Raw genomic sequence first — 26,039 nt, 5'->3', positions numbered from 1 at the left:
ACATGGGCGAGGATTAGTAACCATCAAACTCATCAATGGTGACGTTAAGTGTGAGGGAGGCGCCATCGCGTAATACAGTGACAGGTACGACACTGCCCGGACGAATTTCCGCGACGCGATCCATCGTTTCGACGGGTGAGATTGCTGGCTGGTGATTAACGCTGGTAATGATATCTCCCACTTTGATACCCGCTTTTTCAGCAGGACCGTTTGGAGCAACCTGAAAAACACGTAACCCTTGGATTTGATTGATATGACTGCCTGATGAGCGAATATAGGGTAACTCTCTGGCGGTGATACCGATATATCCCCTGATAACCCGGCCATCACGGATCAATTTCTGCATAATGGTTGTCGCCAGTTTCGTTGGAATGGCAAACCCCAATCCTTCCGGTGTTGAACCAAACTCTGACTTATCGAACGTCAACGTATTGATACCCACTAATTCCCCTAGTGTATTGACCAAAGCACCACCGGAGTTACCTTGATTAATTGACGCATCTGTTTGCAGGAAATTCTGGCGACGTGTCGGACTAAGGCCAACGCGCCCGGTTGCACTGATAATGCCTTGCGTGATGGTTTGTCCCAAATTGTATGGATTACCGATAGCCAACACGATATCCCCCACATGAGCCATACGTTTAGGATTAATTGGGATCAAGGGAAGGTTTGTGGCATTAATTTTTAAGACGGCCAAATCCGTTGGGCCATCCGAACCGACTAACAGTGCTTCATAAAAGCGCCCATCTTGCAACGCAACAATAATGGAGCCTGCTTTATTGATGACATGTCTGTTAGTGAGAATATAGCCCTGTTCACTCATAATGACACCGGAACCCAAGGGAAGGAGTTCCCGGCTTTCATGGGAAAAACTGCCCATGCTGCTGCTATAAATATTGACCACGGCGGGAGCAGCCCGGCGGACGGCTTTGCTGAAACTGGATATTTTATCGCTGTTGTTGCCGCTCAGGAAATCCTTTAAGCCATTGGGACGCAGGGAAGGTATAGCAACCAGCAAAATAGCTGCAATCAATAAGCCTATGAGTATAGCGCGCAATAACTTGATCAGCATGACATTATTCAGTAGTAAGTGATTGAAGGAAGGATAGCACAGAAGTGGACAGACACAGCATCATACTGTGTCTGTCGTAGATACGATACTCTTCATCCATCCATCAATTAATTACGCAGTAATAGATAAACATTGTCGTCACCACGTAAGACATTCAGGGCGATAACAGAAGGCTTCTCTTCGGTGATCTTGCGTAATTCACTGATATTTCTTACACGCACATTGTTGGCACCCACAATTAAGTCATCTTTCTGTAAACCCGATAGGGCAGCCGGTGAATTCTGGATAATCGAGTCCACTTTGATGCCTTGGGTTCTGTTTATGGTGGCATTGCTCAGGGTGGCGCCTTGCAGGGCGATACTCAGTTTTTCTGCCTTGGTTGACTCACCTTCACTGTTATCCAGAATGACGGTGACTTCAAGGGGTTTTCCTTTACGCAGCAGACCAATTTTGATCTCTTTGCCTGGAGCGGTTGTACCCACTTTCGCCCGGAGTTCAGAAAAACTGCTGATTTTCTTGCCATCAAAGGAAATCAGGACATCGCCGGGTTTGATCCCTGCTTTAGCGGCGGCAGATTTAGGAATAACTTCACTGACGAATGCCCCTTGCTGCGCTTCAACATTGAGTGCCTGGGCGATATCTGCTGTCATTTCGGTTCCCTTGATACCGAGTATGCCGCGTTTGACTTCGCCGTGGGCAATAAGCTGGGCGGAAAGAGCCTTCGCCATATTACTTGGGATAGCAAACCCGATACCGACGTTACCCCCGCTTGGTGCAACAATGGCGGTGTTAATCCCGATCAACTCGCCTTGCAGGTTAATCAATGCACCACCGGAGTTACCCCGGTTAATGGAAGCATCGGTCTGGATAAAGTTTTCCAAACCTTCCAGATTCAGACCGCTGCGGCCAAGGGCGGAAATGATCCCAGAGGTGACGGTTTGCCCTATGCCAAATGGGTTACCGATGGCTATCGCGTAATCGCCAACGCGCAGTTGGTCAGAATCCGCGAACTTGATAGCCGTCAGGTTCTTGGCATCTTTCAATTGTAAAAGGGCAATGTCGGTTTGGGGATCAAGCCCAATGAGCTTTGCGGAGTATTTACGGCCATCGTTTAATTGAATGCTGATTTTACTTGCATTATTGATAACATGGCTGTTGGTCAAAACATAACCTTTTTGGGCGTCAATAATCACCCCAGAGCCTAAGCCTGTGAATGGACGCTTTCTGGGTTCTTGTGGCGGAAAAGCAGGTCCGAAGAAGAACTGGAAATCATCGGGTAATTGAAGCTGTTGGCTTTGCACTTCTGTACCCGAAACATGAACAGTGACAACAGAAGGCAGCACTTTTTCTAGCATGGGGGCGAGGCTGGGTGATCCTTGAGTGGCCATTGCAGCAGGTAAGGCTGCATGACTTACCATTGGAACTGAAGCTAAAGACAGTCCGATACTAATAGCGAGTGCACTGAGCAATGTATTTTTTCTTTTCATGAATACGTTCTCTTAATACCTAAGCCTAATTGTTTCGATGCTGTTATGACTACCAATGATTCAGCAAAGTTCACTAATAAAGTCGTTTCAATGCGCTTCTTTACAGGTATTTACGTGAATTAAAAATAAAAAACAAAACTTTTTCTATTGAATGAAAGGCACTACACCGTGCCGTGGCAGCAGTGGTTACCACGGCAAAGTTTATGCGTTATTTATCTTGAATAGGACGGAATAAGCCAGATGCACCCTCAGAATAATCCCGCGGGGGCATGTCAGTCGTCACTTTATTTGTTTCGGCGTCGGATTCGGTCAGACGATAATTGAAAGGATTATCCTGTACCGGCATGTTGGGCATCAATTCATTAGAACTTTTCGCCATATGCTGATACAACTGACGATAATCGCGCGCCATATTGTCAAGTAATTCAGCGCTGCGGGCGAAATGGCTGACCAGCTCTTTGCGGTATTCTTCCAATTCAGCCCGATTTTTCTCCAACTCGGTCTGTAGCGCATTTTGTTGGCGTAGTTTTGAGCTGCCAAAGCGGACAGCCAGCGCGCCGACGATAAAACCAATGATTAATCCGATCAGTGCATATTCCCAAGTCATGGCAACTCCTTTAGTCACATCATTATTCTGCAATGTTCTAGAACCTTATCCCATATACTACAACGATCGGGATAGACTCTCGGTATCATGATGACCACTATAACCGTTAATTTAGTCAGAGTGGAATATTGATTATTATTTAATTTATTTGCTATCTGTACCTAATAAACTTCAAGTTGCATTGGGCAAAATTGTGTAAAACAGAGGCTGCCTTATTCTCCCTCGCGACGGGAGGGAGAATAAATATATCCCCAAGTACGCGGAGTATAATAGATATATTTTATACAGCTTTGCCAAAGCCGGTAGTCAAAAATTCGTCGTTAAAAAATCGTCAGCATAGGTAATTCGAATAAAAAATTTTAAGGATTTTTACTTTCATGTCACCGATAACCCCCTCATCACTCTATCAATTAGCACTGTCTGATGGTCAGTATCAACCTGACGAAGTACAACGCAATACGGTTGAACGTCTTGATATTATCCATCGTGAACTCATCCATGCCCGACCCTGCCCGACTCCGCAAGCCAGTGGACTGAAAGGCATATTGGGTAAGTTGTTTGGTCGGCAAGCCCTTGAGCAATGCCGCCCTGTTCAAGGGCTTTATATGTGGGGAGGTGTTGGCCGTGGAAAAACGTGGTTGATGGATATGTTTTATCAAAGTTTGCCGACTGAACGAAAACTGCGTCTCCATTTTCACCGTTTTATGTTGCGGGTACATGAAGAACTGACTACGTTGCAAGGACAGGAGGACCCTTTGGAGAGCATCGCGGAGGGTTTCAAGGCGCAGACCGATATCCTCTGTTTCGATGAGTTTTTTGTCTCTGACATTACGGATGCCATGATCCTCGGCACCTTGCTGGAGGCTCTGTTTGCCCGGGGAATTGCCTTGGTAGCAACCTCCAACATTCCACCGGACGAGCTATACCGAAATGGATTGCAGCGTGCGCGGTTTCTGCCTGCCATTGAGCAGATCAAACAATATTGCGGTGTGATGAATGTGGATGCCGGTATCGATTATCGCTTACGGACACTGACTCAGGCTCATCTCTATTTGACGCCATTGTCAGAAAAAAATCGGCAGGCGATGCGGAGCATGTTCCAACGTTTGGCCGGGCGGGAAGGCGAGCCGAATCCGGTATTGGAAATTAATCATCGTGACATGCCGGCAATCCGTTGTGTTGATGGGGTGTTGGCCATCCATTTCAAAACACTGTGCGAAGATCCCCGCAGCCAAGTGGACTATATTGCCTTGTCGAAAATTTACCATTCGGTTTTTTTGCATGATATGCCCGTGATGACGGGATTGAATGAAAATGCGGCGCGGCGTTTTATCGCACTGGTGGATGAATTCTATGAACGCCAAGTGAAACTCATCATCAATGCTGCCGCACCGATGGATCAGGTTTATCAAGGTGAATTATTGACGTTTGAATATCAACGTTGCCTGTCTCGATTGCAAGAGATGCAAAGTGAGGAATACCTGAAACTCCCACATTTACCCTGATTTCTTTATCAATAGGATAATTATTGAATTTGGGGTCGATTTTTTATGATGAGTTCTCTATAATCTTGCGACCCCACGTTACGAGCAGGATTTTTTATTTCCCAAAAAACTTGCATTAGTGCCGGCATAGGCTATTCGAAGGGGTAGGTTTGCTGGACATGAGTCGTGTGAACCTCAAAACAGTTTCTGAACATCGAGTGTTCACCAACGTGTAACTTATAATTGGGTAAGCTTTAATGAAAACTTTTACAGCTAAACCAGAAACCGTAAAACGCGACTGGTATGTTGTTGATGCAGATGGCAAAACTTTAGGCCGTCTTGCAACTGAAATCGCTCGTCGCCTGCGCGGCAAGCACAAAGCGGAATACACTCCGCACGTTGATACTGGTGATTACATCATTATTGTTAACGCAGAGAAGGTTGCTGTAACCGGCAACAAACGTGCTGACAAAATCTATTATCACCACACTGGCCACATCGGTGGTATCAAGCAAGCGACCTTTGAAGAGATGATTGCCCGCCGTCCTGAGCGTGTCATTGAAATCGCGGTTAAAGGCATGCTGCCAAAAGGGCCACTGGGTCGTGCAATGTACCGTAAACTGAAAGTTTACGCGGGCAGCGAGCACAACCACGCGGCACAGCAACCACAAGTTCTGGACATTTAATCGGGATTATAGGCAATGGCTGAAAATCAATACTACGGCACTGGTCGCCGCAAAAGCTCTTCCGCTCGTGTCTTCATTAAGCCAGGTAGCGGTAACATCGTCATCAACCAACGCAGCCTCGAAGTTTACTTCGGTCGTGAAACTGCGCGCATGGTTGTTCGTCAGCCACTAGAGCTGGTTGATATGATGAACAAACTGGATCTGTACATCACTGTTAAAGGTGGTGGTATTTCTGGTCAGGCAGGCGCAATCCGTCACGGTATCACCCGTGCACTGATGGCTTATGACGAGACTCTGCGTTCTGAACTTCGCAAAGCTGGCTTCGTGACTCGCGATGCTCGTGAAGTTGAACGTAAAAAAGTGGGTCTGCGCAAAGCACGTCGTCGTCCGCAGTTCTCCAAACGTTAATTTATTGCCGCAATTGTGGCAGTGGGTTAAAGTTAAAAACCCGTCATTTTTATGGCGGGTTTTTTATTCCTTCAACTTTTTCACTCTTCGATAACGCTCTATTTTTGGCAAAAAAGTAGCATAATTGGGAAATAAATTCCCAGACTCTAATATTTCATCATTAATTCTCAATGTACTTCCCCACAAAATGTGCAAAATCTGGTAGACTAATAACAATTTTTTGCCTTATCCATGAATTTGCCTGATTTGGCAGAGGTAAAACCGGAAGATAAAGGGGATAACCTCGGATAATAAGTGCGAAACAGGATGAGAATATGAGCGAGAATAGCCGCTGTTTGTTGAAGGGCTGTTCGTTCCTTTGTTTAGATAAACTTGGAGGTTTTCATGGCTGTCGCTGCCAACAAACGTTCGGTAATGACTCTGTTTTCCGGCCCGACCGACATTTTTAGCCATCAAGTGCGAATTGTACTGGCGGAAAAAGGGGTCAGCGTAGAGATTGAACACGTTGAAGCAGGTAACTTACCTCAGGATTTGATTGATTTGAATCCTTACCAGTCGGTTCCTACTCTCGTCGATCGTGAGCTGACCCTGTATGATTCTCGTATCATTATGGAATATCTGGATGAGCGTTTCCCGCATCCGCCACTCATGCCTGTGTATCCTGTCGCACGTGGTTCCAGCCGCCTGATGATGCATAGAATTGAAAAAGACTGGTATTCCCTGATGTACAAAATTCAGGAAGGAAGTGTGCAGGAAGCGAATGCTGCACGTAAACAGCTTGCTGAAGAATTATTGGCCATTGGGCCGATTTTCAGAGAAATGCCGTTCTTCATGAGTGAAGAATTCAGTCTGGTGGATTGTTATTTGTCTCCGCTGCTGTGGCGTTTGCCTGTCCTGGGTGTTGAGCTGTCAGGCCCAGGTGCGAAGGAGCTTCAAATCTATATGCAGCGTGTGTTTGAACGCGACGCATTCTTGGCTTCACTGACGGAAGCCGAACGTGAAATGCGTTTACAATCACGGAGTTAATATATGGAGATGACTCAAATGTCTCCACGGCGCCCCTATTTGTTGCGGGCACATTATGAATGGCTGTTGGATAATGACATGACCCCGCATATTGTTGTGGATATTAACTTTTATGGCGTTAATGTCCCGCTGGAATATGCACAAAATGGGCAAATTATTTTGAATATCTCGCCGAGAGCGGTTGGCAATTTGCAATTGACGAACGATGAAGTGAGGTTCAATGCCCGATTTGGTGGTATTGCCCGTCAAGTCAATGTTCCGATGGCGGCTGTGATTGCGGTTTATGCCCGTGAAAATGGCGCAGGAATGATGTTTGAGCCAGAACTTGCCTATGACGCAGATAATTCTGAATCAGAAGAAACGGATACATCGACAGCAGACAATCTGGTGCGTATCCATAATCGTCAGCATGATAGAAAAACATTTCACGATACGGATTCGCCAGATGACGAGCCACCTCAACCGCCAAAAGGTCGCCCAACCTTGCGCGTCGTAAAATAATTGCTCAAAGCTCATACCGAATAGATTTCAGGTTGCATCCGGCGAGGCTGCGGCTTGAAATACGAAGAGGCTTGTTAGGAACAAAAATAGAGGAGATAGTGAATCTCCTCTATTTTTTAGTACAGTTTTTATAACCGCCAATTAATACTGTAAGTGATTAATGATATTACAAGTTAATAATATTATACGTTATTAATACATTAAGTTATTAATATAATAAGTTATTAATATAATAATAGTGTGATTATTAATACTACAAGTAAATACTATGCGCTTTCTCAAATGCCCATATACAGGATTCGATATTATATCGATCTTCTCCTTTATTTGTTTTTTCCGCCAGTTTTAGGCTATCTATCATTTTCTTGGCAAATGCTCTCTGTTGACTCGGCCTCGTGATCGTTGGAGGCATATTGCAGATATCAGAGAATGAGAGTGAGCGGTGTGTTTTTGTCAATGCTAATACCTCTACAGGGTTTTCAACTAAAGCAATCGATAAAGCATTAATGATTTTCTGAGAAAACGCTGGATGGATATTCGGGGAGAGTTTAAAGGCAACTTGTAGCCATTGTTTATCACCGGTCGAAATATCATGGAGAATTTTGTCCTGCTCATATTCTGCATTTATTTCAGCCACCACAGAATTGACTCCTCTTTCCTGAACTTGCTGAATAATTTTTTCAGGCGTAGAAAATCTGGCAAGTGAGGGAAAATTTATCAAGGAAATGAAAAAGAAGAAAAGTATCTGTATGGGTAAGCGCATATGTTTCTGCCTGTTATTATCACTTTAATGTTTTTTTATTTCACATCTATTTAATCAGTTCCGCTAAGTCATTTTCTTTCCGAAAAAAAGAAACCTTAGCGTTGTATTACGGTATTGCACTATTGCTGTTCTGCTATAATGAATGGGCGATTAAATCGATATATTTAACTTTAAGGTATAAGAATAGTCGCATAAATTCCAAAATTACAACTAATCTGGTAGTAAAAGAAAATAAAAAAATGATGGTATTTTTATTTTTGAGATCTTCCCCGGCTAAAGAGCCGGAGAAGTCATTAGGGAAAGGAATTGAAGATTACACCTTAAGATTACACTTCAAGATAATCGAGAATACTGAAAGCCGCTTTTCTGCCTTCATCAATGGCGGTCACGACTAAGTCGGAACCACGTACAGCGTCCCCACCGGCGAAGATCTTAGGATTACTGGTTTGGAAAGGCAGGTTACTGGATTCAGGCGCGATAATGCGGCCCTTTTGATCGAGCTTGACTTGATGTTCATCCAGCCAGCTCATCGTGTGAGGTTTGAAACCAAATGCCATGATCACCGCATCGGCTTCTAGCAAAAACTCGGAACCTTGCACGATTTCAGCCTGACGACGGCCATTTTCATCTACGCCACCCAGTTGGGTTTTTACCACCCTGACACCACAAACTTGCCCTGCACTGTTAATTTCAATGCGCATTGGCTGGAGGTTAAAGCGAAACTCGACACCCTCTTCTTTCGCATTTTTTACTTCACGGCGGGAGCCTGGCATATTTTCTTCATCCCGCCGATAGGCGCAGATAACATGTCTTGCACCCTGACGAATTGAAGTACGGACGCAGTCCATTGCGGTATCACCCCCCCCCAGTACCAAAATACGTTTACCCTTCATATCAATATAAGGCTGTTCAGGCAGAGAAGGGTAATCCATCAAATGACGGGTGTTGGCGATGAGAAAAGGTAAGGCGTCATATACCCCGTCAGCGTTTTCATTCTCCAGCCCACCATGGATGGATTGATAGGTGCCAACGCCAAGAAAGACAGCATCAAATTCTTTGTTGAGTTCGGCCAGCGTGATGTCTTGGCCTATCTCTGTATTTAGACGGAATTCAATTCCCATCCCGGAAAACATTTCACGACGGCGGATCATCACCTCTTTTTCCAATTTAAAGGCGGGAATACCAAATGTGAGCAAGCCGCCAATTTCGGGGTGACGATCATAAACCACCACGTGTACACCGTTACGGGTCAGCACATCTGCACATGCCAGCCCTGCTGGCCCTGCGCCAACCACCGCGACACGTTTACCTGTCGGGGTGACATGCGACATATCCGGTTTCCAGCCCATCGCGATAGCGGTGTCGTTAATGTAGCGCTCAATATTGCCGATGGTAACAGCACCAAAGTCGTCATTCAGGGTACAAGCTCCTTCACACAGACGATCTTGCGGACAGACCCGCCCGCAGACCTCTGGTAAGCTGTTGGTCTGGTGTGATAACTCTGCTGCTTCGATGATGCGCCCTTCATTGGCAAGTTTCAGCCAATTCGGAATATAGTTATGTACAGGGCACTTCCATTCACAATAGGGGTTACCACAAGAGAGGCAGCGATCGGCTTGTGCCTGTGCCTGAATTTCAGAAAAGGGTTCATAAATCTCGACAAACTCTATTTTCCTGATTTTCAATGATTTTTTCGGTGGATCGACGCGCTGTAAGTCGATAAATTGATAAACATTCTGACTCATTATTCACTCCTTACTGTGCCTGAACCCGCAATTCTGCCGAAGAACGACTACGGTGCCCTAACAATGCACTGACATCACTGGATTTAGGTTTAACCAGCGCGAATTTATTGACCCACTGAGACCAATTTTCCAGGATGCCTTCACCGTGTTGAGAGTTGGTCAGGCGCACATGTTCGGTGATTAATCCGCGCAGATGTTCTTTATGAATGGCAAGGGTCTCCATTGAGAGCACTTCCACCAGTTCTGGATTGACGCGCTTGCGGAAGTCATCAAATTCATCAAGTACATAAGCAAACCCCCCTGTCATACCGGCGCCAAAATTGACGCCAGTGCTGCCCAGCACACAGACGATGCCACCGGTCATGTATTCACAGCCATTGTCGCCGATCCCTTCAATAACAGTGATAGCACCTGAATTACGCACGGCGAAACGTTCGCCGGCATGTCCGGCCGCAAAGAGTTTCCCGCCTGTTGCACCATAAAGGCAGGTATTGCCAATAATCGTGGCTTCGTGACTTTTGAAGGCCGAACCGACGGGAGGAAGGAGAGTAATACAGCCGCCAGCCATCCCCTTACCGACATAATCATTGGCATCGCCGATTAAAGTCAGTTCGACACCTGCCGCATTCCAGACGCCAAAACTTTGCCCTGCGGTGCCATTGAAATTCAGTTTGATAGGATCGGCTGCCCGCCCCTGATCACCATACCGAGCCGCAATCTCACCGGAGAGAGCGGCACCCACAGAGCGATCCGTATTTTGGATATCAAAATAGAAGGTCTTGCTTTGTGCGTTTTCCACATAAGGCATTGCTTGGGCGACGATGAGTTTATTCAGCGTACCCTGGTCAAAAGGAGGATTACCTTCTGTGCAATGCAGCGCTTTACCCGTGTGAGGCTCTGCGGTTTCCAGCAAAGGCTCAAGATTGAGCTTGCTTTGCTTGGCCGAAATTCCCTCAAGGATTGCCAGCAAGTCTGTCCGGCCAATCAGGTCAGTCAGTTTTTTCACCCCTAATTGCGCCATCAACTCGCGTGTTTCCTGTGCAATAAAGCGGAAATAATGTATGACGCGTTCCGGCAGGCCGTGATAATGAGATTGGCGCAGCTTTTCGTCTTGCGTCGCAACACCAGTCGCGCAGTTATTTAAATGACAGATCCGCAGATATTTACAGCCGAGAGCTACCATTGGGCCTGTACCAAAACCGAAACTTTCGGCACCTAAAATAGCCGCCTTGATGATATCCAGCCCAGTTTTCAACCCCCCATCAACCTGAAGGCGGATTTTATGGCGCAGCCCATTGGCAACCAGTGCTTGTTGGGTTTCCACGAGCCCCAATTCCCATGGGCAACCTGCGTATTTAACCGAAGACAGCGGACTTGCCCCTGTTCCACCATCATAACCGGCAATGGTGATCAGGTCGGCATAGGCTTTGGCAACACCTGTAGCAATGGTGCCTACACCGGGTTCGGAAACCAGTTTGACCGAGATCAACGCCTTCGGATTCACTTGTTTAAGATCGAAAATCAACTGAGCCAGATCTTCAATTGAATAAATATCGTGATGTGGCGGCGGAGAAATCAGGGTTACACCGGGGACAGAGTAACGCAGTTTGGCAATATAAGGCGTGACTTTATCTCCCGGCAATTGACCACCCTCCCCAGGTTTTGCGCCTTGAGCAACCTTTATCTGGATCACATCGGCACTGGCTAAGTACGCTGGCGTTACCCCAAACCGGCCGGAGGCGACTTGCTTAATGCGGGAGACTTTCTTGGTATGATAACGTGCAGGATCTTCCCCCCCTTCACCAGAGTTGGAAAAACCGCCCAGCGTATTCATCGCTTCTGCCAGCGCCTCATGAGCCTCAGGGCTGAGTGCGCCGATTGACATGGCGGCGGTATCAAAACGCGTAAACAGGGCTTCTGCCGGCTCAACATCGTCAATGCTGATGAGCGCATCTTTAGGCGCAAGGGTCAGCAGGTCACGCAGTGTTGCGATGGGACGCCCATTAACCAGTTCGGCATATTTCAGGTAATCACGGTAATTGCCACTGTGAACGGCGGCTTGCAAGGTTCTGACAACATCGGGGTTATAAGCGTGATATTCCCCATGATGCACATATTTCAGCAGTCCCCCTTGATCGATGGCGTGGCGATGCAGCCATGCCCGTTTGGCTAGATTACGCAGATCTTGTTCAAAATCGCTGAAATCTGCCCCGCTAATACGACTGACGACGCCATTAAAGCAGATATTTGTCACATCGGGATGTAAACCGACGGCTTCAAACAATTTAGAGCAGCGATAAGAGGAAATAGTGGAGATGCCCATTTTTGACATAATCTTATACAGCCCCTTATTAATGCCATTGCGATAATTCAGCATAACGCGGGCATAGGGTGTATTGATGATGCCGTCATCCACCATTTTTCCCAGTGATTCATAGGCGAGATAAGGGTAAACCGCGGTGGCGCCAAAACCGATCAAGACCGCAAAATGATGGGGATCACGTGCACCGGCGGTTTCGACGATCAAATTGGTATCACAGCGCAGGTTTTTCTCCACCAAACAGTGTTGGATCGCCCCGACCGCCATAGGCGCAGGAATGGGCACGTTTTCCGGTGCAATATTGCGATCGGACAGCACCAGCAATACGGCACCATGGCGGGCGAGCTCTTCTGCACTTTCACATAAAGCCAGAACAGCCTGTTTCAGCGTGGTTTCCTGCGGATTGAAGGTCAAATCCAAGCGTTCAGCACGATAATAGGACTCCTGATGGGTTGTCAGTTGTACAAAATCAGAATAGAGCAGAACCGGCGATCCAAAACACAGCCGATGAGCCTGCCCCTCTGCTTCACAAAACACATTCATCTCTCGTCCAATGCGCGTCGCCAGAGACATAACATGGGCTTCACGCAAGGGATCGATGGGCGGATTGGTGACCTGGGCGAATTGCTGGCGAAAATAGTCGTAGATAATGCGCGGGCGGCTGGAAAGCACGGCCAGTGGCGTATCATCGCCCATTGAACCTGTCGCTTCTTGGCCATTTTCGCCGAGGGTACGGATGATTTGATCCAACTCTTCATTACTGTAGGCAAACTGTTTGTGATAAGTCGCCAACAAGCGATCATCCAAATCCCGTTGCCCGACCTTTTCTTCCGGCAACGCTTCAAATGGGATCAAACGCTTAACATTTTTCTCCAGCCATTCTTTATAAGGATGGCGGCTTTTTAAATCATTATCCGTTTCAGCCGAGTGGAGAATACGTCCCTCATAGGTATCGATGACCATTAATTCACCCGGCCCAACACGGCCTTTCTCGACAACTTCATCAGGCTGGTAATCCCAAATACCGACTTCGGAAGCACAGGTAATCAGCTTATCTTTGGTGATCACATAACGGGCAGGGCGCAGGCCATTACGATCCAGATTACAGGCGGCATAGCGCCCGTCGGAAATCACGATGCCGGCCGGTCCATCCCAAGGTTCCATGTGCATGGAATTAAAATCGAAAAACGCCCGCAGATCCTCATCCATATCCGGATTATTTTGCCATGCCGGAGGAACGAGCAAACGCATTGCGCGGATCAAATCCATCCCTCCATTGAGGAACAGCTCCAGCATATTATCCAGCGAACTGGAATCAGACCCCGTTTCATTCACAAATGGCGCAGCAGTCTGTAAATCAGGGATAAGGGGGGTGCGAAACTTATAGGCTCGTGCCTTGGCCCACTCACGGTTTCCCGTAATAGTATTGATTTCCCCATTGTGAGCCAGATAACGAAAGGGCTGTGCCAGCGGCCAGCGGGGCACCGTATTGGTTGAAAAGCGCTGATGGAACAAGCAGATAGCAGATTCCATGCGCAAATCGGCTAAATCGGGGTAGAAACGCGGTAAATCCGCCGCCATGCACAGCCCTTTATAAATCGTGACCAGATTGGACAGGCTGCAAATATAAAAATCGTTATCGGTGATGAGTTTTTCGATGCGGCGGCGGGAAACGAACAGGCGGCGTTCCAGATCTTGCGCCCGCCATCCGGCCGGTGCGTTGATAAAAACTTGCTCAATACGGGGAAGGCTGGATAAGGCAATCTCACCTAAGACATCGCGGTTGAGAGGTACTTCCCGCCAACCCACAATGGACAGGGTTTCATGTTGTAATTCTTGTTCGATAATATCACGACATGATTGGGCGATTTTGGCATCCTGACTGAGAAACAACATGCCGACAGCATAATTTTTGGCGAGCCGCCATGACTGCTCGTTGGCGATCATTTGAAAGAAACGGTCTGGTTTTTGCATCAACAAACCACAGCCATCCCCGGTTTTTCCATCTGCCAGAATCGCACCGCGATGCTGCATCCGAGCCAGCGCGTGTATGGCGGTGCGCACCACCTTGTGGCTTGGATCTCCTTCAATATGTGCGATTAATCCAAAGCCACAGTTATCTTTTTCCTGCAATCTATCATACAACATTGTAAAGCTCCCCAGGTTCTGTCCGACTTTCTGTCTGACTCTCACATTCATTCGCGAGATGGTGTAGAGATCTATTTATTTCTACAGGCGTCTAATTTGCGCCCTCAGCAAAACGCCACTTGTTTTATTGGCATTAACAAGCGGTAAATCAAAATGATGTTGTGTCATCGGTTGTCACTGCATAAATATGAGTCAGACAATTCTCTGACGGGTGATTTTCAGTGAATTCCCAACTTAACGGTAAAAGTAAAGTAGGTCAAATAGTGTTAAATCGGGTTTTTTGTCGATATTTTCTCATTATTTTGTTGATTTTAATGAGTAAATGGCGATTTTTTTGATTTTGTGACCAAGATCATTTTCCTTAAATGATGTGAGTTATATCACTAAAATCACCACATTATCTATTTTATATATGCTTTAAAACGTATTATTTGCGATATTTTAAACTGACATTTCATTATAAGTTGGATTTATATTGCATATTATTCGGTTTCTAAGAGAATGCGATTGGTTGTTTTTACATCTAAAAAAGAATGATTGAAATCTGGATGCATAATTATTCTGATTATTTGGAATTTTATTCTTTGTGGGAAATTAAAAGTGATATCCCTTAACGAAGTTGGGATTTTTTTGCGTTATGATTCAATCTGGTGACTTTGACTGGGAATAATTTTACTGGGAGCGGTTATGAAACTCATTCGGGGGCTTGCCCAATATTATGTCGATTTGATGATGAAACTGGGGCTGGTGCGCTTTTCGATATTACTTGCATCGGTATTGGTGATCCTTGCGATGGCGATGCAGATGGCGGTGACATTCGTACTGCATGGAGAAGTGCAGCGGATTGATTTAATCCGCTCTATCTTTTTTGGTCTGTTAATCACCCCTTGGGCGGTCTATTTTCTCTCCATCGTCGTCGAGCAACTTGAAGAGTCCCGCCAACGCTTATCGAGCCTGGTTGCAAAACTTGAAGAAATGCGTCAGCGTGATGCGACATTAAACCAACAACTCAAAGAAAACATTGCGCAATTGAATCAGGAAATCAGTGACAGGGAAAAGGCAGAAAAAGCCCATTTGATTTTGCTGGATAAACTTAAATTGGAAATGGAACACCGTGAAAAAACCCAGATTGAGCTTGAACAGCAATCCGTACTCTTACGTTCATTTCTCGATGCCTCCCCAGACTTAGTTTATTACCGCAATGAAGATAATGAATTTTCCGGCTGTAACAGGGCGATGGAGTTGCTGACCGGCAAAAGTGAAAAACAGCTCATTGGCCTGACACCAACGGAAGTTTACGATAAAGAAATTGCCAGTAAGGTGATGGAAACCGACGAAAAAGTCTTTCGCCACAATGTCTCCCTGACTTATGAGCAATGGTTAGTTTATCCCGATGGGCGCAAAGCCTGTTTTGAACTCAGAAAAGTGCCTTTTTATGATCGCGTTGGAAAACGACATGGATTAATGGGATTTGGGCGCGATATTACGGAGCGTAAGCGCTATCAGGATGCGCTGGAGAACGCCAGCCGGGATAAGACGACTTTTATCTCCACGATTAGCCATGAGCTTCGTACGCCTTTAAATGGCATCGTGGGCTTAAGCCGAATCTTGCTGGATACCGACTTAACCCCAGAGCAAGGTAAATACCTGGAAACGATCCATGTCAGCGCGATTACTTTGGGTAATATTTTTAATGATATCATTGAATTAGACAAAATTGAGCGCCGTAAAATCCAACTTGATAACCAACCGATTGATTTCACGGGGTTCATGACAGATTTGGAGAACATTTCAGGTTTATTGGCTCAGCCGAAAGGGATTCAGTTTGTTTTGGAACCAGAGCTGCCATTACCCGCCAAAGTGCTGACCGATGGAACCCGTTTGCGGCAAATCTTGTGGAACCTGATTAGCAATGCCGTGAAATTTACCCCTAAAGGCGACATTAAGGTGCGTATCTGGCGTGAAGAAGGAGAGCGTTTATTATTTGAAGTGACGGACTCCGGCATTGGTATTCCTGCTGACGAGCTGGAAAAAATCTTCGCCATGTATTACCAGGTTAAAGACAGTGCGGGTGGGCGTCCTGCCACCGGAACGGGGATTGGCCTTGCTGTTTCGAAGCGTCTTGCTCAAAGTATGGGAGGAGACATTGTGGTGAAAAGTACGTTAGGCAAAGGTTCTTGTTTCACTTTGTCTGTCGTTGCCCCTGCCATTGATGAACAGCCCGAAGGGAGGGCAGAACAAGAGACGATGCCGTTACCGGCACTTAACATTTTACTGGTAGAAGATATTGAATTGAACGTCATTGTGGCCCGTTCTGTACTGGAGAAATTGGGCAACAGTGTGGATGTCGCCATGAATGGTCATGATGCACTGACCATGTTTGATCCTGATGAATATGACTTAGTATTACTGGATATCCAATTGCCGGATATGACGGGGCTGGATATCGCCCGTCAATTGCATCAGCGTTACGCTCCTCAATCCTTGCCGCCTTTGATAGCGCTGACGGCGAATGTATTAAAAGATAAAAAAGAATACCTTGATGCAGGTATGGATGGGGTGCTCAATAAGCCTTTATCCGTCAAAGAATTGACTGCCGTGATAGAAGGGTATTGGGGCAAAGGGTCTGAATCTGAAAACGCCTTACCGGAGGTTGATAATGTAAATCAGGGTGAGGAGCGGCTGGATATGGAGATGCTTAACCAATATATCGAGCTGGTCGGGTCAAAAATGATTGCTGACAACCTGACTATTTTTGAAACCATGATGCCGAATTACCTTGCTTTGCTGGACTCCAATATGACGGCCAGAGATCAAAAAGGGATCACGGAAGAAGCGCATAAGATTAAAGGGGCGGCGGGTTCAGTCGGATTACGCCATTTGCAGCAATTGGCGCAACAGATTCAGTCACCGGATTTACCAGCGTGGTGGGACAATGTTCAGGAATGGGTGGATGAGTTAAAGTTGGAGTGGAAGAAGGATACAGAAATATTGAGAAACTGGTTGTCAGGCGTTACAAAAAAATAACCCCAACCGAAGTTGGGGTGCGCTAATACTGCGCCAACACCAGGGAAACTTGTTTACCCGCTTATCTATAGTTTATTTTCGATGCGAGCAATTAAAGAATTCTTTCACACAGAACACAAGTACCAACATAGCAAAGATAAGAATTTTTGTTACAAGATTCATTAAAATCTGTGATGAAGATTGGTGTTTAACCCTCTAAGGGGTTAAGCATTAATCTACTACAAATGGAGAGAAATATGAAATCGGTTGCTGTTATATTGAATGGGTGTGGCGTGTACGACGGAAGTGAAATTCACGAATCTGTTCTGACTATGCTCTCTTTAAGCCGTCTTGGTGCTAAAGTGTCTTTTTTTTCGCCTGACGAGGTGCAACATCATGTTATTAATCACCTTAATGGTGAAGAAAAACCAGAAAGCCGCCACATGATGGAAGAATCAGCCCGCATAACACGGGGAAATATACAGCCTTTATCCAAAGTTAATATCAATGAGTTGGACGCGTTAATTATTCCGGGTGGTTTTGGCGCGGCCAAAAATTTATGTAATTTCGCATTCAAAGGATCAGATTGTGAAATAAATAAGGAATTATTAAGTGTGGTGCAAGGTATGCACCAACAAGGTAAACCGATGGGGTTTATGTGCATCTCCCCGGTGATGGTACCAAAAATATTAGGCAAACCGATAAAAGTCACCATCGGTAATGATCCAGAAACAGTGGCTCAAATAGAGCGCATGGGGGCGATACATATTGAGTGCCCAGTTGATGACATTGTTATTGATTTTGAAAACAAAATTGTAACAACACCTGCTTATATGCTGGCAGAATCTTTGGCTCAAGCGGAACAGGGAATCGATAAATTGGTGAGAAAAATATTGGAAATGATTGAGTAAACGGATGAGGGATCCTTTTTCAATATTGTGGCGCTGTCTGAAAAGAATTGTCGTATCGATCACAGTTCTGTGGTTTGTTTCTGTCATTGCGTTTTCATTTCTGCCAGTGCCATTTTCCATGATAATGATTGAGAGACAAATTGTCGCCTTAGCGTCAATTAATTTCTCTTATGTTTCTCATTCCTCATGGGTGGATCAGAATCAAATTTCACCTTATATAGCATTAGCGGTTATGGCAGCAGAAGATCAAAAATTCCCAAAACATTGGGGGTTTGATTTTGATGCTATCGAAACGGCTATGGCATATAACAAAAAATATCAGAAGCGAATGCGGGGGGCGTCAACCATTTCCCAGCAAACCAGCAAAAATTTATTTCTCTGGGAAGGGCGTAGTTGGATAAGAAAGGGACTAGAGGCAGGAATGACCACCGTGTTGGAATTACTGTGGTCAAAGCAACGTATTTTGACGGTCTATCTTAATATTGTTGAGTTTGGCGATGGCATTTTTGGCGTTGAGGAAGCCGCCCAGCGTTATTTTGACAAATCTGCCAGTCAATTGACGGCTCCTGAATCTGCATTGCTCGCTGCGGTGCTGCCGAACCCGCATCGCTATAAAGTCAATGCTCCCTCCAGATATGTACTGCAACGTCAACAATGGATTTTACGGCAAATGCAGTTAATGGGGGGAGTGAATTATTTGAAACAAAATGATTTGCGATGGGAGGGGCGATAAGCCCTTTTTTCTCCCGACGATGCAGCCACACTCAATTTGCGTTTCTCCGCCTTATCGAAAATAAGGCAGATATTCGTCCTGTTTAAGCCAGAAAATCTTTCTGGCTAGCAATCAGCTTAGCGCCACAGGCGGTTTGCATCCCTTCCAGCGCAATAGGCGTGCCATGCGACTTCAACGATTCACTCCCTTCGATAATCGGATACGTTCCCTCGCATTTCGGGCAAGTGACCAAATCACCTTCGCCGGCAACCGACACGCCCTGATAGGTATAACCGCCAATAGCGGTGATCACTTTACCACCGTGATCGGTGGCATCGTTTAAAAGAATAACGGCTTTATTTGCCATGTTTATCTCTCCGTTGTCATGGTAATCATGGGTCTTGTATTCAACCTGTTAATGCATATTAAATAACCTCAGCTTCGTTTAAGAATAGCGATATCATTATTCCGTAAATTCAAACTCGGTTTTTTAGGTTGGAATGTATACGCAATGAGGCCTGCGGCGATTTCCAGTAGAAAACCGAGTTGACTGCGATGTCTTGAATGCTCGATCTGAGAAATATTTTTGAGCTGATCAATGACCGTTTCTATCAAAAATCGCCTTCTTAACATTAGCCTATCCCAGAGCGATAACGCTTTGGCTTTCATATTGCGACGAACATTCGTGATTAACGTAACGCCTTCCGCTTCCAATTCATCGCATAAAGCCTGTGATAAATACCCTTTATCGCCATATCAACATCCCGTTAGCCCTTTTGCCAAGGCTTTGACAGGGTGACGATCATCTTGGTTTCCAGCAGTTAATTTCACAGCCAAAAGTTCCCCGCAATCATTGATAACCAGATGAAGTTTAAAGCCATAAAACCAGCCGGTACTGGTTTTGCCTCGTTGCGCCATGCCTTCAAATACCCGATGACGGGGAATACGTAGGTTATGACAAACGGCAATTTTGGTGGAATCAATAAAAGCAATTCCTTGGGTTGTCGCCTTACGTGACGACAGAAAAGCGCATAAAGAGATCAGTGCCCTTTTCTTCAGGGTGAGCATGCGGGTATAGCTGACTAATCCGGGAAAATCAGTGATAAGATATTGTTTTACATGTTCAATATAAAACGTTTTGAAATCGCGATAATGGCTCTTATGGAATAAAATGAGGATCATCATGACTTCGCTGAGAGAAAGGGACGCTTCGCGATTCCGTTTACGTAATCCATTTTCAATGAGCTGTTGATGCCAGAGAGGGATAAATTTTTGGCAAAAGTCATCGACGCAGCAGTAAAGTTCTTCTAAATTAGACATGCCTGAGGGTCTCCACGATTTTGTTTTCTTTAGCAAAAAACTTTGATCGTGCCTCAGGCACTTTAGTTCCCTTCTTAAGCGAAGCTCAGGTTAAATAGAACATTCACGTTCAATGAAAGCACCGATGACCTTATCATGCATTTCCGGTGATTTTGAATAACCCAACGTCTTTCTGTTGAGCCGTTTAAGTCGGTTGCGCAATGTTAAATTCTCCCGCTCAATACGTTGAGTGAAAGTCTTTCCAACAAGATGCTGGTTTTGGGGTAAAAGATTGTACGCCTTGAAATTATCGGTACACCAGAAAACAATATTAAATGAAGCGAGTTTTTTGACGTATTCAACTTGCTGACAAAACCGACATTTCACTTCAACTGTCGCTATTTCATTTCCCCACAAAATAGCTATTATACATCTAAATCAAAGGGTTGAATACACGACCCCGGTGGAGTAACAAAAGGTCATTTTATTAATTATCGAATTCAGAGATATGAAAACTACCTGAAAGAACATTATATTTTGTCTTTATCTGTTAATGGAGCCAAAGCATTATTGGAAAAACTGACTGCTGCTGGAATAATGTGTTTTGTTATTAGTGGCGGTAAAGAAATAGAGATTAAAACCATCTTAAATCGAGTTGGGCTTTGTCATTATTTTAAGCAGATTGTGGGATCTCCAGTGGTAAAATCGCAGGCCATTCGCAGTTTTTTGACACAATATCAGTGTGTACCAGAGCAAACGGTGTTTTTTGGTGATACTCATGCGGATGCTCAGGCAGCGATACTTTGCCAAGTACCGTTTTTATTTGTCCGTGAGCATTCTTTAGTTGAAAGTTCGGTTATTCATGCTAGTTGGCCAACAGATCTTTGGGGCGGAGAAATAGCAGATTTAACGCCGGAACAAACGGTGACTCTCTTTCCCGGCATCCATTAAATTTCGAATAAGAGGTGAAGCACATGAGTAGTAATGGAACTGATCGAGCTGAAACTAACTGTACTAAAAAGCCATTAAAAATCGCCATTACTGGCGTATCGCGTGGCTTGGGGAAAATGCTGAGCTATGCCTTAGTGGCAAGAGGCCATCAGGTATTTGGCTGTACTCCCTCAACTGATATGACATCAGAAACGCCAGATGGATTTGTCCTATCTGAAGCATCGGTCACTAATCCCGGCGAAATGAAGAAATTTGCAGATCTGGCTAATGAAGGTGAACCCGTTGATATTGTCATCGCAAATGCAGGTGTTATTCATGAACGCATGCCAGCTTGGAAAATTCCCGTAAAAGAATGGGCTAGAGTGATGGATGTCAATGCACTGGGGGTTGTCAATACAGCTCTGGCGTTCTTACCAGCTATGCTTGAGCGCAACGAGGGGGTATTTATTGCCATTAGCTCTGGTTGGGGGCGTTCACCTGCTTGGGGGTTAGGGCCGTATTGTGCCAGTAAGTTTGCAGTAGAAGGCATTATTGGATCTCTGAATGGTGATTTACCTGCTGGTATACGCGCTGTAGCACTTGATCCAGGTAATGGTATTAACACCCATATGTTGTCAGTGTGTTTACCCGATAAGCATCAAAACTATATTTCTCCCGAAGAATGGGCGGTATATGCCTCAGATTACATCATCAATGAAATTTATCAAGGAAATGTAACCGGTAGTGCAACAGTTTCTCATCCAGGTTTATAACTGATATAAGGAAAGTTAACACTATGTCGAATAGCTTGAAAGGTAAGCGGGTCGTGGTAACCGGTGGTGGCCGTGACTTTGGACAAGCCATCTCTGTTTGGTTGGCGCGTGAAGGTGCTCATGTTGACCTCTGTGCTCGCCAATTAGCCAGTGCCGAAGCCACTTGCAATATAATTCGCAGTGAAGGTGGTATAGCAAGAAGTTATCAATGTGATATCAGTGATGCACAGTCGGTGAATGTTTTTGCTAAGCAGTTGCTACAAGATGGCTTGCCTGTCGATATCCTGATTCTGAACGCAGCTCAATGGCTGGAAGGTCATCTGAGTGATGAAGACAGCGATGCGGATATTATCAGTACTATAAATTCGGGGGCAACTGGTTCTATATTATTGACGAAAGCGTTATTGCCGAGTCTGCGTAAATCACAAGGCTCCGATATTATTGCTATGGTATCAGTCTGCGGTATTTCACACTTTACCCGATCTATCGCTCATCCTACATTTTTTGCTGCCAAACATGCTATGAGTGGTTTTTGCCAAAATATTTCCCATCAATTAAGCAAAGACAATATTCGGGTAACTGGCATTTACCCTCCAGATTTCGAAGTTAATGGCTTTGATGAAGTACTAGATGATCATAAAACAATGGGGCAGCAATTGCTGAATGGCAGTTCAATCTGGAAAACTATACAGTTTGTTCTTTCTCAACCCCGTAGCTGCCATATTAGCGAAATTTACTTCCAAGGCCCAACTCATAAGGACTTAGAATAATGAAAGGCAGTTATGCCGACGGGTGCTCTGCACCCGATTTCATATTGGCTCGCAATGATCGTGAGTTGGTGTCAGCAATGCCGAAAAATATTGAGGCAGGATACTTTCGCGCTGATTGCACGCCAAAAATCTTTTATGACAAATGTACTCAATATACGGCGATCAAAATGTTAGCACCTGAGTTAGCCTTTAATGGTAAGTGTGTAGGCACGCTAACCGATTTACCACTGGAAATTGGGTTGTGTATTCAACTCGTTGATTTGGGTGTGTAATAGCCATTTTGTGGGGAAATGAAATGGCGACAGTTGAAGTGAAATGTCGGTTTTGTCAGCAAGTTGAATACGTCAAAAAACTCGCTTCATTTAATATTGTTTTCTGGTGTACCGATAATTTCAAGGCGTACAATCTTTTACCCTAAAACCAGCATCTTGTTGGAAAGACTTTCACTCAATGTATTGAGCGGGAGAATTTAACATTGCGCAACCGACTTAAACGGCTCAACAGAAAGACGCTGGGTTATTCAAAATCACCGGAAATGCATGATAAGGTCATCGGTACTTTCATTGAACGTGAATATTATATTTAACATGTATTAACAGGTTGAATACACGACCGTTTTAATTCAATAATATTTATTTTGACTCCCATTGAGATGTATTATTTATTTTCCAATATTCAATATAATCACTATCTAAATCTACTTTCCCATCTGGATATTCAACTCTTGCCTTTGCTCTGGGATATGCGTTAGGTTCAGTATTCTCTGAGATAATGATTTTTGGCATTTTTGATTCATCTAAAGTAGGCATATAGCTGATTTTCCATTCATTTCCAGGAGTCAACCTTAATCCAAAGTACGTTAATCCACCACTTTTACCATATAATCCTATTTTATCGCCATCCTCATAATCTCTTCTTAAAAAAGGATAAATAGTTGGCTTATAGTCTATGATATTTAAAAATTCTTTCATTTTTTTAGGTTTCTCTGCCCCGTTGATAAAAGCTTTTATACCTGTTCCGGTATAGGGTACAGCATCTTTTATTAAATGATTAACTTCGGTGTAAATAATAGACACAGAGATGGTATTAATTTTCCATTGACACCAACCCCCTCCTTGAAGAGGTATTTTTTCCTTAAAATAACCAGTTGTGGGGTTTACTGAAACATTAACGTCATCCCCTCTATGCCTGGGAGTATGATAAAGTGTTCCTCCAGCAGTATTGTGGGTAGACAGACATTTATTTGAGATATATCTTCTCGTCAATATAGGAGTGGTCTTCGGAGGGATAACACCTTCAACTGTGATCCATTGATTATTTTCAGGCGGTGAAAATGGTTCAGATTTATCATTATAAGTTTGCCAGTAGCTTGAAATAGCATTGGATATAAACTCACATCCTGTTAAACACAGAGTAAGTGGTAATATTGTTAATAATCTGCATGTTGATTTCATTATTATCCTCTTATTTTCCTTTATCGTTTCTCAGCATAACGTTGTAAGGCCATTGGGCCTTTTTCATCGTTTTTAGTCACTTCTAATGTTATTGCCAATTGATTGTCTATTTCCCTCAGAAAATAATATTCTCTGATTTTTTTTCTTTGAAATACGGCACCAATCGAATGCGGTTCACTTTCAAAAAATGATAAATCTTTCGGCTTCCTTTGCAGTTTTTTATCAGGAGGCAGGGCACATAATTCCTGTAATCGTTTGTCAATATAACTCGCATATAAGGCGCTGCTATGGTCAAAAAGGCCTGTCCCACGTTTACCTGTAGGGTTTTCATCACCCTGAAAAAATGAACGTATCTCTTGCTCTCTATATTGAGCGACTTTTGTCTGTTGTTCAATAAATTCTTTAGTCTCTTTTCTGGTTTTTTCATTTACTTCCGGAAGTCAATAAAGTTTTGACTCCGAATCAGGGAGAACATAAAAGTAAACTAATTTACCATGATGTAAAAAGGGATCATCATTGTTGCTATGTGATTTAATATACTTTGAAAATATTACACTGCTACTTGTAAAGGGATTTAGTAACAAAAACTCTCTTATTCCTGATGTCGTCATGACTTCGACTGTCACTCCAGGTTATTCCAGGCCTGCCTGAAATACAATGTTGTCCATATCCTTATTGAAGGGGACAGAAGGAACAGTATCATCTTCATTGACATGTCTATTCAGTCCAAAACCCAGCAGTGGTATTAAGCTTTTTCTTTTCATTATGAGATTTCCTTACTGGCTATATCAAAAACGGTTCGGTGCCATTTTTCACAAGGGCGGTTGACAAACCTGAATAATTCGAAAGAGTAAACACCGCCCTGAATTTTCCCCTCTTTGATTTTAACGGCATTCCAGTGAGAGGAGCAGTGAACATATTTTGACTGGATTAAAGCACCCTGCCACCGTGACCGGTGGCATCGTTTAAAAGAATAACGGCTTTATTTGCCATATTGTTACTTCCATTACCATTCACCATAGGGATAGGTTTTTCCTTTAATAAAGGCTTTTATTTCCTCAGAATATTCACCATAGCCATCAGGATGGTTTGTTTTGTCTTGACATACAGTCATTTTATCGCCGGAAACTGATTCACCAATGGCCACTAAGATATTATTCCCGTTGTTTTTATCAATGCCTCGCAGCCACGCGCGGGTAGTTCCTCCCGGTGCCAGGCCAATAAACATCTTGTATCGGTAATCAGGCGGTTGGTTTTCATAGCCGGGATAGATGGCTGGCTCCCTCATCAGCTTTCTAACTTCTGGTGTAAAAATAAATTGTGTCTGGTAGGTTTTTTGATCAATGACCGAATCCCAGCAAACCACTAATGCTTGAGGCAGGGCTTCTCCATGATTTTTGACGGCACTGCTAAATCCCCCCGCTTTTTTATCCCATCTGTCCACGCTGTCATAATCTGAATTGGCACCGTCAGGCATAAATTTTTGTACAACATAGTTATCTTCATCCCAAAACTGGACAAAACTGATGCTGGCGTAAAAATATTTTGGAGTAACGAACTGAAACTCCCATCTGTTATATGGAAGTGGCTCACTGTGACGAACAATTGGTTTATAGTTCACTACACGGTTTTCAGAATATCCAAACGCTTTAGCAAGCTCTGTAATGTATATATAAGCATATCCCGCGAATATCAGCAGGATTAGGCTTATGGTGAGTAATATGGCCAAGCTTTTTCTTTTCATTATGAGATTTCCTTACTGGCTATATCAAAAACGGTTCGGTGCCATTTTTCACAAGGGCGGTTGACAAAACTGAATAATTCGAAAGAGTAAACACCGCCCTGAATTTTCCCCTCTTTGATTTTAACGGCATTCCAGTGAGAGGAGCAGTGAACATATTTTGACTGGATTAAAGCACCCTGCCACCGTGACCGGT

The 26,039-nt window shown here is 44.4% G+C and carries 22 protein-coding genes and 3 pseudogenes; 13 read left to right on the top strand and 12 right to left on the bottom strand.

From position 1 onward, the window contains the following. Nucleotides 1-13: 13 nt before the first annotated feature. The 3 genes from degS to zapG all read right to left on the bottom strand — a co-directional run bounded on the left by degS (nucleotide 14) and on the right by zapG (nucleotide 3,166). The gene (degS, locus tag PSI15_RS02150) at nucleotides 14-1,072 is read right to left on the bottom strand and encodes an outer membrane-stress sensor serine endopeptidase DegS (RefSeq protein WP_045972792.1); all 1,059 of its coding nucleotides are present in this window, start codon (nucleotides 1,070-1,072) and stop codon (nucleotides 14-16) included. Nucleotides 1,073-1,179: 107 nt separating this feature from the next. Then, the gene (locus tag PSI15_RS02145; protein WP_273582105.1) at nucleotides 1,180-2,559 is read right to left on the bottom strand and encodes a Do family serine endopeptidase; all 1,380 of its coding nucleotides are present in this window, start codon (nucleotides 2,557-2,559) and stop codon (nucleotides 1,180-1,182) included. A gap of 208 nt (nucleotides 2,560-2,767) precedes the next feature. Beyond that, nucleotides 2,768-3,166 (bottom strand): Z-ring associated protein ZapG, encoded by a 399-nt coding sequence (zapG, locus tag PSI15_RS02140; protein WP_273582104.1) that lies wholly within the window; start codon nucleotides 3,164-3,166, stop codon nucleotides 2,768-2,770. 377 nt (nucleotides 3,167-3,543) lie between these two features. Here zapG and zapE point away from each other — a divergent pair, with 377 nt between their 5' ends. The 5 genes from zapE to sspB all read left to right on the top strand — a co-directional run bounded on the left by zapE (nucleotide 3,544) and on the right by sspB (nucleotide 7,271). Further along, complete coding sequence (zapE, locus tag PSI15_RS02135) at nucleotides 3,544-4,671, top strand: cell division protein ZapE (protein ID WP_273582103.1); 1,128 nt, start codon at nucleotides 3,544-3,546, stop codon at nucleotides 4,669-4,671. Nucleotides 4,672-4,907: 236 nt separating this feature from the next. Continuing rightward, nucleotides 4,908-5,336 carry a 50S ribosomal protein L13 gene (gene rplM / locus PSI15_RS02130; protein ID WP_038259580.1) on the top strand — a complete coding sequence of 143 codons (429 nt, stop codon included), beginning with the start codon at nucleotides 4,908-4,910 and terminating at the stop codon, nucleotides 5,334-5,336. Nucleotides 5,337-5,351: 15 nt separating this feature from the next. Further along, nucleotides 5,352-5,744 carry a 30S ribosomal protein S9 gene (gene rpsI / locus PSI15_RS02125; protein ID WP_045972783.1) on the top strand — a complete coding sequence of 131 codons (393 nt, stop codon included), beginning with the start codon at nucleotides 5,352-5,354 and terminating at the stop codon, nucleotides 5,742-5,744. Between the two features lie 384 nt (nucleotides 5,745-6,128). Further along, nucleotides 6,129-6,770, top strand: coding sequence for a stringent starvation protein SspA (sspA, locus tag PSI15_RS02120; protein WP_273582102.1), 642 nt, complete (start codon nucleotides 6,129-6,131; stop codon nucleotides 6,768-6,770). A 3-nt stretch (nucleotides 6,771-6,773) separates the two neighbouring features. Beyond that, entirely contained in the window at nucleotides 6,774-7,271 is a 498-nt protein-coding gene (gene sspB, locus PSI15_RS02115) for a ClpXP protease specificity-enhancing factor (RefSeq protein ID WP_273582101.1), read from the top strand. Between the two features lie 253 nt (nucleotides 7,272-7,524). Here sspB and PSI15_RS02110 read toward each other — a convergent pair whose 3' ends face one another. The 3 genes from PSI15_RS02110 to gltB all read right to left on the bottom strand — a co-directional run bounded on the left by PSI15_RS02110 (nucleotide 7,525) and on the right by gltB (nucleotide 14,247). Beyond that, entirely contained in the window at nucleotides 7,525-7,908 is a 384-nt protein-coding gene (locus PSI15_RS02110) for a hypothetical protein (RefSeq protein ID WP_273582100.1), read from the bottom strand. A 452-nt stretch (nucleotides 7,909-8,360) separates the two neighbouring features. Then, on the bottom strand, nucleotides 8,361-9,779 hold the full coding sequence (locus PSI15_RS02105; protein ID WP_273582099.1) for a glutamate synthase small subunit: 1,419 nt from the start codon (nucleotides 9,777-9,779) through the stop codon (nucleotides 8,361-8,363). Between the two features lie 10 nt (nucleotides 9,780-9,789). Beyond that, nucleotides 9,790-14,247 (bottom strand): glutamate synthase large subunit, encoded by a 4,458-nt coding sequence (gene gltB / locus PSI15_RS02100; RefSeq protein ID WP_273582098.1) that lies wholly within the window; start codon nucleotides 14,245-14,247, stop codon nucleotides 9,790-9,792. Nucleotides 14,248-14,934: 687 nt separating this feature from the next. Here gltB and arcB point away from each other — a divergent pair. The 3 genes from arcB to mtgA all read left to right on the top strand — a co-directional run bounded on the left by arcB (nucleotide 14,935) and on the right by mtgA (nucleotide 18,897). Continuing rightward, the gene (gene arcB, locus PSI15_RS02095) at nucleotides 14,935-17,274 is read left to right on the top strand and encodes an aerobic respiration two-component sensor histidine kinase ArcB (RefSeq protein ID WP_273582097.1); all 2,340 of its coding nucleotides are present in this window, start codon (nucleotides 14,935-14,937) and stop codon (nucleotides 17,272-17,274) included. Between the two features lie 236 nt (nucleotides 17,275-17,510). Then, the gene (gene elbB / locus PSI15_RS02090; RefSeq protein ID WP_273582096.1) at nucleotides 17,511-18,164 is read left to right on the top strand and encodes an isoprenoid biosynthesis glyoxalase ElbB; all 654 of its coding nucleotides are present in this window, start codon (nucleotides 17,511-17,513) and stop codon (nucleotides 18,162-18,164) included. A gap of 4 nt (nucleotides 18,165-18,168) precedes the next feature. After that, on the top strand, nucleotides 18,169-18,897 hold the full coding sequence (gene mtgA / locus PSI15_RS02085; protein WP_273582095.1) for a monofunctional biosynthetic peptidoglycan transglycosylase: 729 nt from the start codon (nucleotides 18,169-18,171) through the stop codon (nucleotides 18,895-18,897). An 82-nt stretch (nucleotides 18,898-18,979) separates the two neighbouring features. On the opposite strand, the gene PSI15_RS02080 is transcribed toward mtgA, so the two are convergent. The 3 genes and pseudogenes from PSI15_RS02080 to PSI15_RS02070 all read right to left on the bottom strand — a co-directional run. Next, complete coding sequence (locus tag PSI15_RS02080) at nucleotides 18,980-19,243, bottom strand: PAAR domain-containing protein (RefSeq protein WP_273582094.1); 264 nt, start codon at nucleotides 19,241-19,243, stop codon at nucleotides 18,980-18,982. Between the two features lie 68 nt (nucleotides 19,244-19,311). Then, nucleotides 19,312-20,196, bottom strand: a pseudogene (locus PSI15_RS02075) (IS982 family transposase). Between the two features lie 90 nt (nucleotides 20,197-20,286). After that, nucleotides 20,287-20,520: pseudogene (locus tag PSI15_RS02070) on the bottom strand (IS1 family transposase); the annotation flags it as partial. A gap of 105 nt (nucleotides 20,521-20,625) precedes the next feature. Between PSI15_RS02070 and PSI15_RS02065 the strand changes: the two are divergent. From PSI15_RS02065 to PSI15_RS02045, 5 genes and pseudogenes are all read left to right on the top strand, one after another. Beyond that, nucleotides 20,626-21,126, top strand: coding sequence for an HAD family hydrolase (locus PSI15_RS02065; RefSeq protein WP_337928436.1), 501 nt, complete (start codon nucleotides 20,626-20,628; stop codon nucleotides 21,124-21,126). A 23-nt stretch (nucleotides 21,127-21,149) separates the two neighbouring features. Next, nucleotides 21,150-21,878, top strand: coding sequence for an SDR family oxidoreductase (locus PSI15_RS02060; RefSeq protein ID WP_273582093.1), 729 nt, complete (start codon nucleotides 21,150-21,152; stop codon nucleotides 21,876-21,878). A gap of 23 nt (nucleotides 21,879-21,901) precedes the next feature. After that, entirely contained in the window at nucleotides 21,902-22,648 is a 747-nt protein-coding gene (locus tag PSI15_RS02055) for an SDR family oxidoreductase (protein ID WP_273582092.1), read from the top strand. Next, nucleotides 22,648-22,920, top strand: coding sequence for a hypothetical protein (locus PSI15_RS02050; RefSeq protein WP_273582091.1), 273 nt, complete (start codon nucleotides 22,648-22,650; stop codon nucleotides 22,918-22,920). Before PSI15_RS02055 ends, PSI15_RS02050 begins: the two co-directional genes overlap by 1 nt. Before the next feature lie 80 nt (nucleotides 22,921-23,000). Continuing rightward, a pseudogene (locus PSI15_RS02045) lies at nucleotides 23,001-23,234 on the top strand (IS1 family transposase); the annotation flags it as partial. A gap of 46 nt (nucleotides 23,235-23,280) precedes the next feature. Here the strand turns inward: PSI15_RS02045 and PSI15_RS02040 are convergent. The 3 genes from PSI15_RS02040 to PSI15_RS02030 all read right to left on the bottom strand — a co-directional run bounded on the left by PSI15_RS02040 (nucleotide 23,281) and on the right by PSI15_RS02030 (nucleotide 25,846). Beyond that, nucleotides 23,281-24,102, bottom strand: coding sequence for a hypothetical protein (locus PSI15_RS02040; RefSeq protein ID WP_273582090.1), 822 nt, complete (start codon nucleotides 24,100-24,102; stop codon nucleotides 23,281-23,283). Nucleotides 24,103-24,734: 632 nt separating this feature from the next. Further along, nucleotides 24,735-24,866, bottom strand: coding sequence for a hypothetical protein (locus PSI15_RS02035; protein WP_273582089.1), 132 nt, complete (start codon nucleotides 24,864-24,866; stop codon nucleotides 24,735-24,737). 242 nt (nucleotides 24,867-25,108) lie between these two features. Beyond that, on the bottom strand, nucleotides 25,109-25,846 hold the full coding sequence (locus tag PSI15_RS02030) for a DUF2931 family protein (RefSeq protein WP_273582088.1): 738 nt from the start codon (nucleotides 25,844-25,846) through the stop codon (nucleotides 25,109-25,111). Between the last annotated feature and the right edge of the window lie 193 nt (nucleotides 25,847-26,039).

This window comes from Xenorhabdus sp. PR6a (genome assembly GCF_028599065.1).
Taxonomy (GTDB): Bacteria; Pseudomonadota; Gammaproteobacteria; order Enterobacterales; family Enterobacteriaceae; genus Xenorhabdus; species Xenorhabdus doucetiae.
Note: the sequence above shows the minus strand (reverse complement) of the source record. Positions and strands in the feature narration are given on the sequence as shown.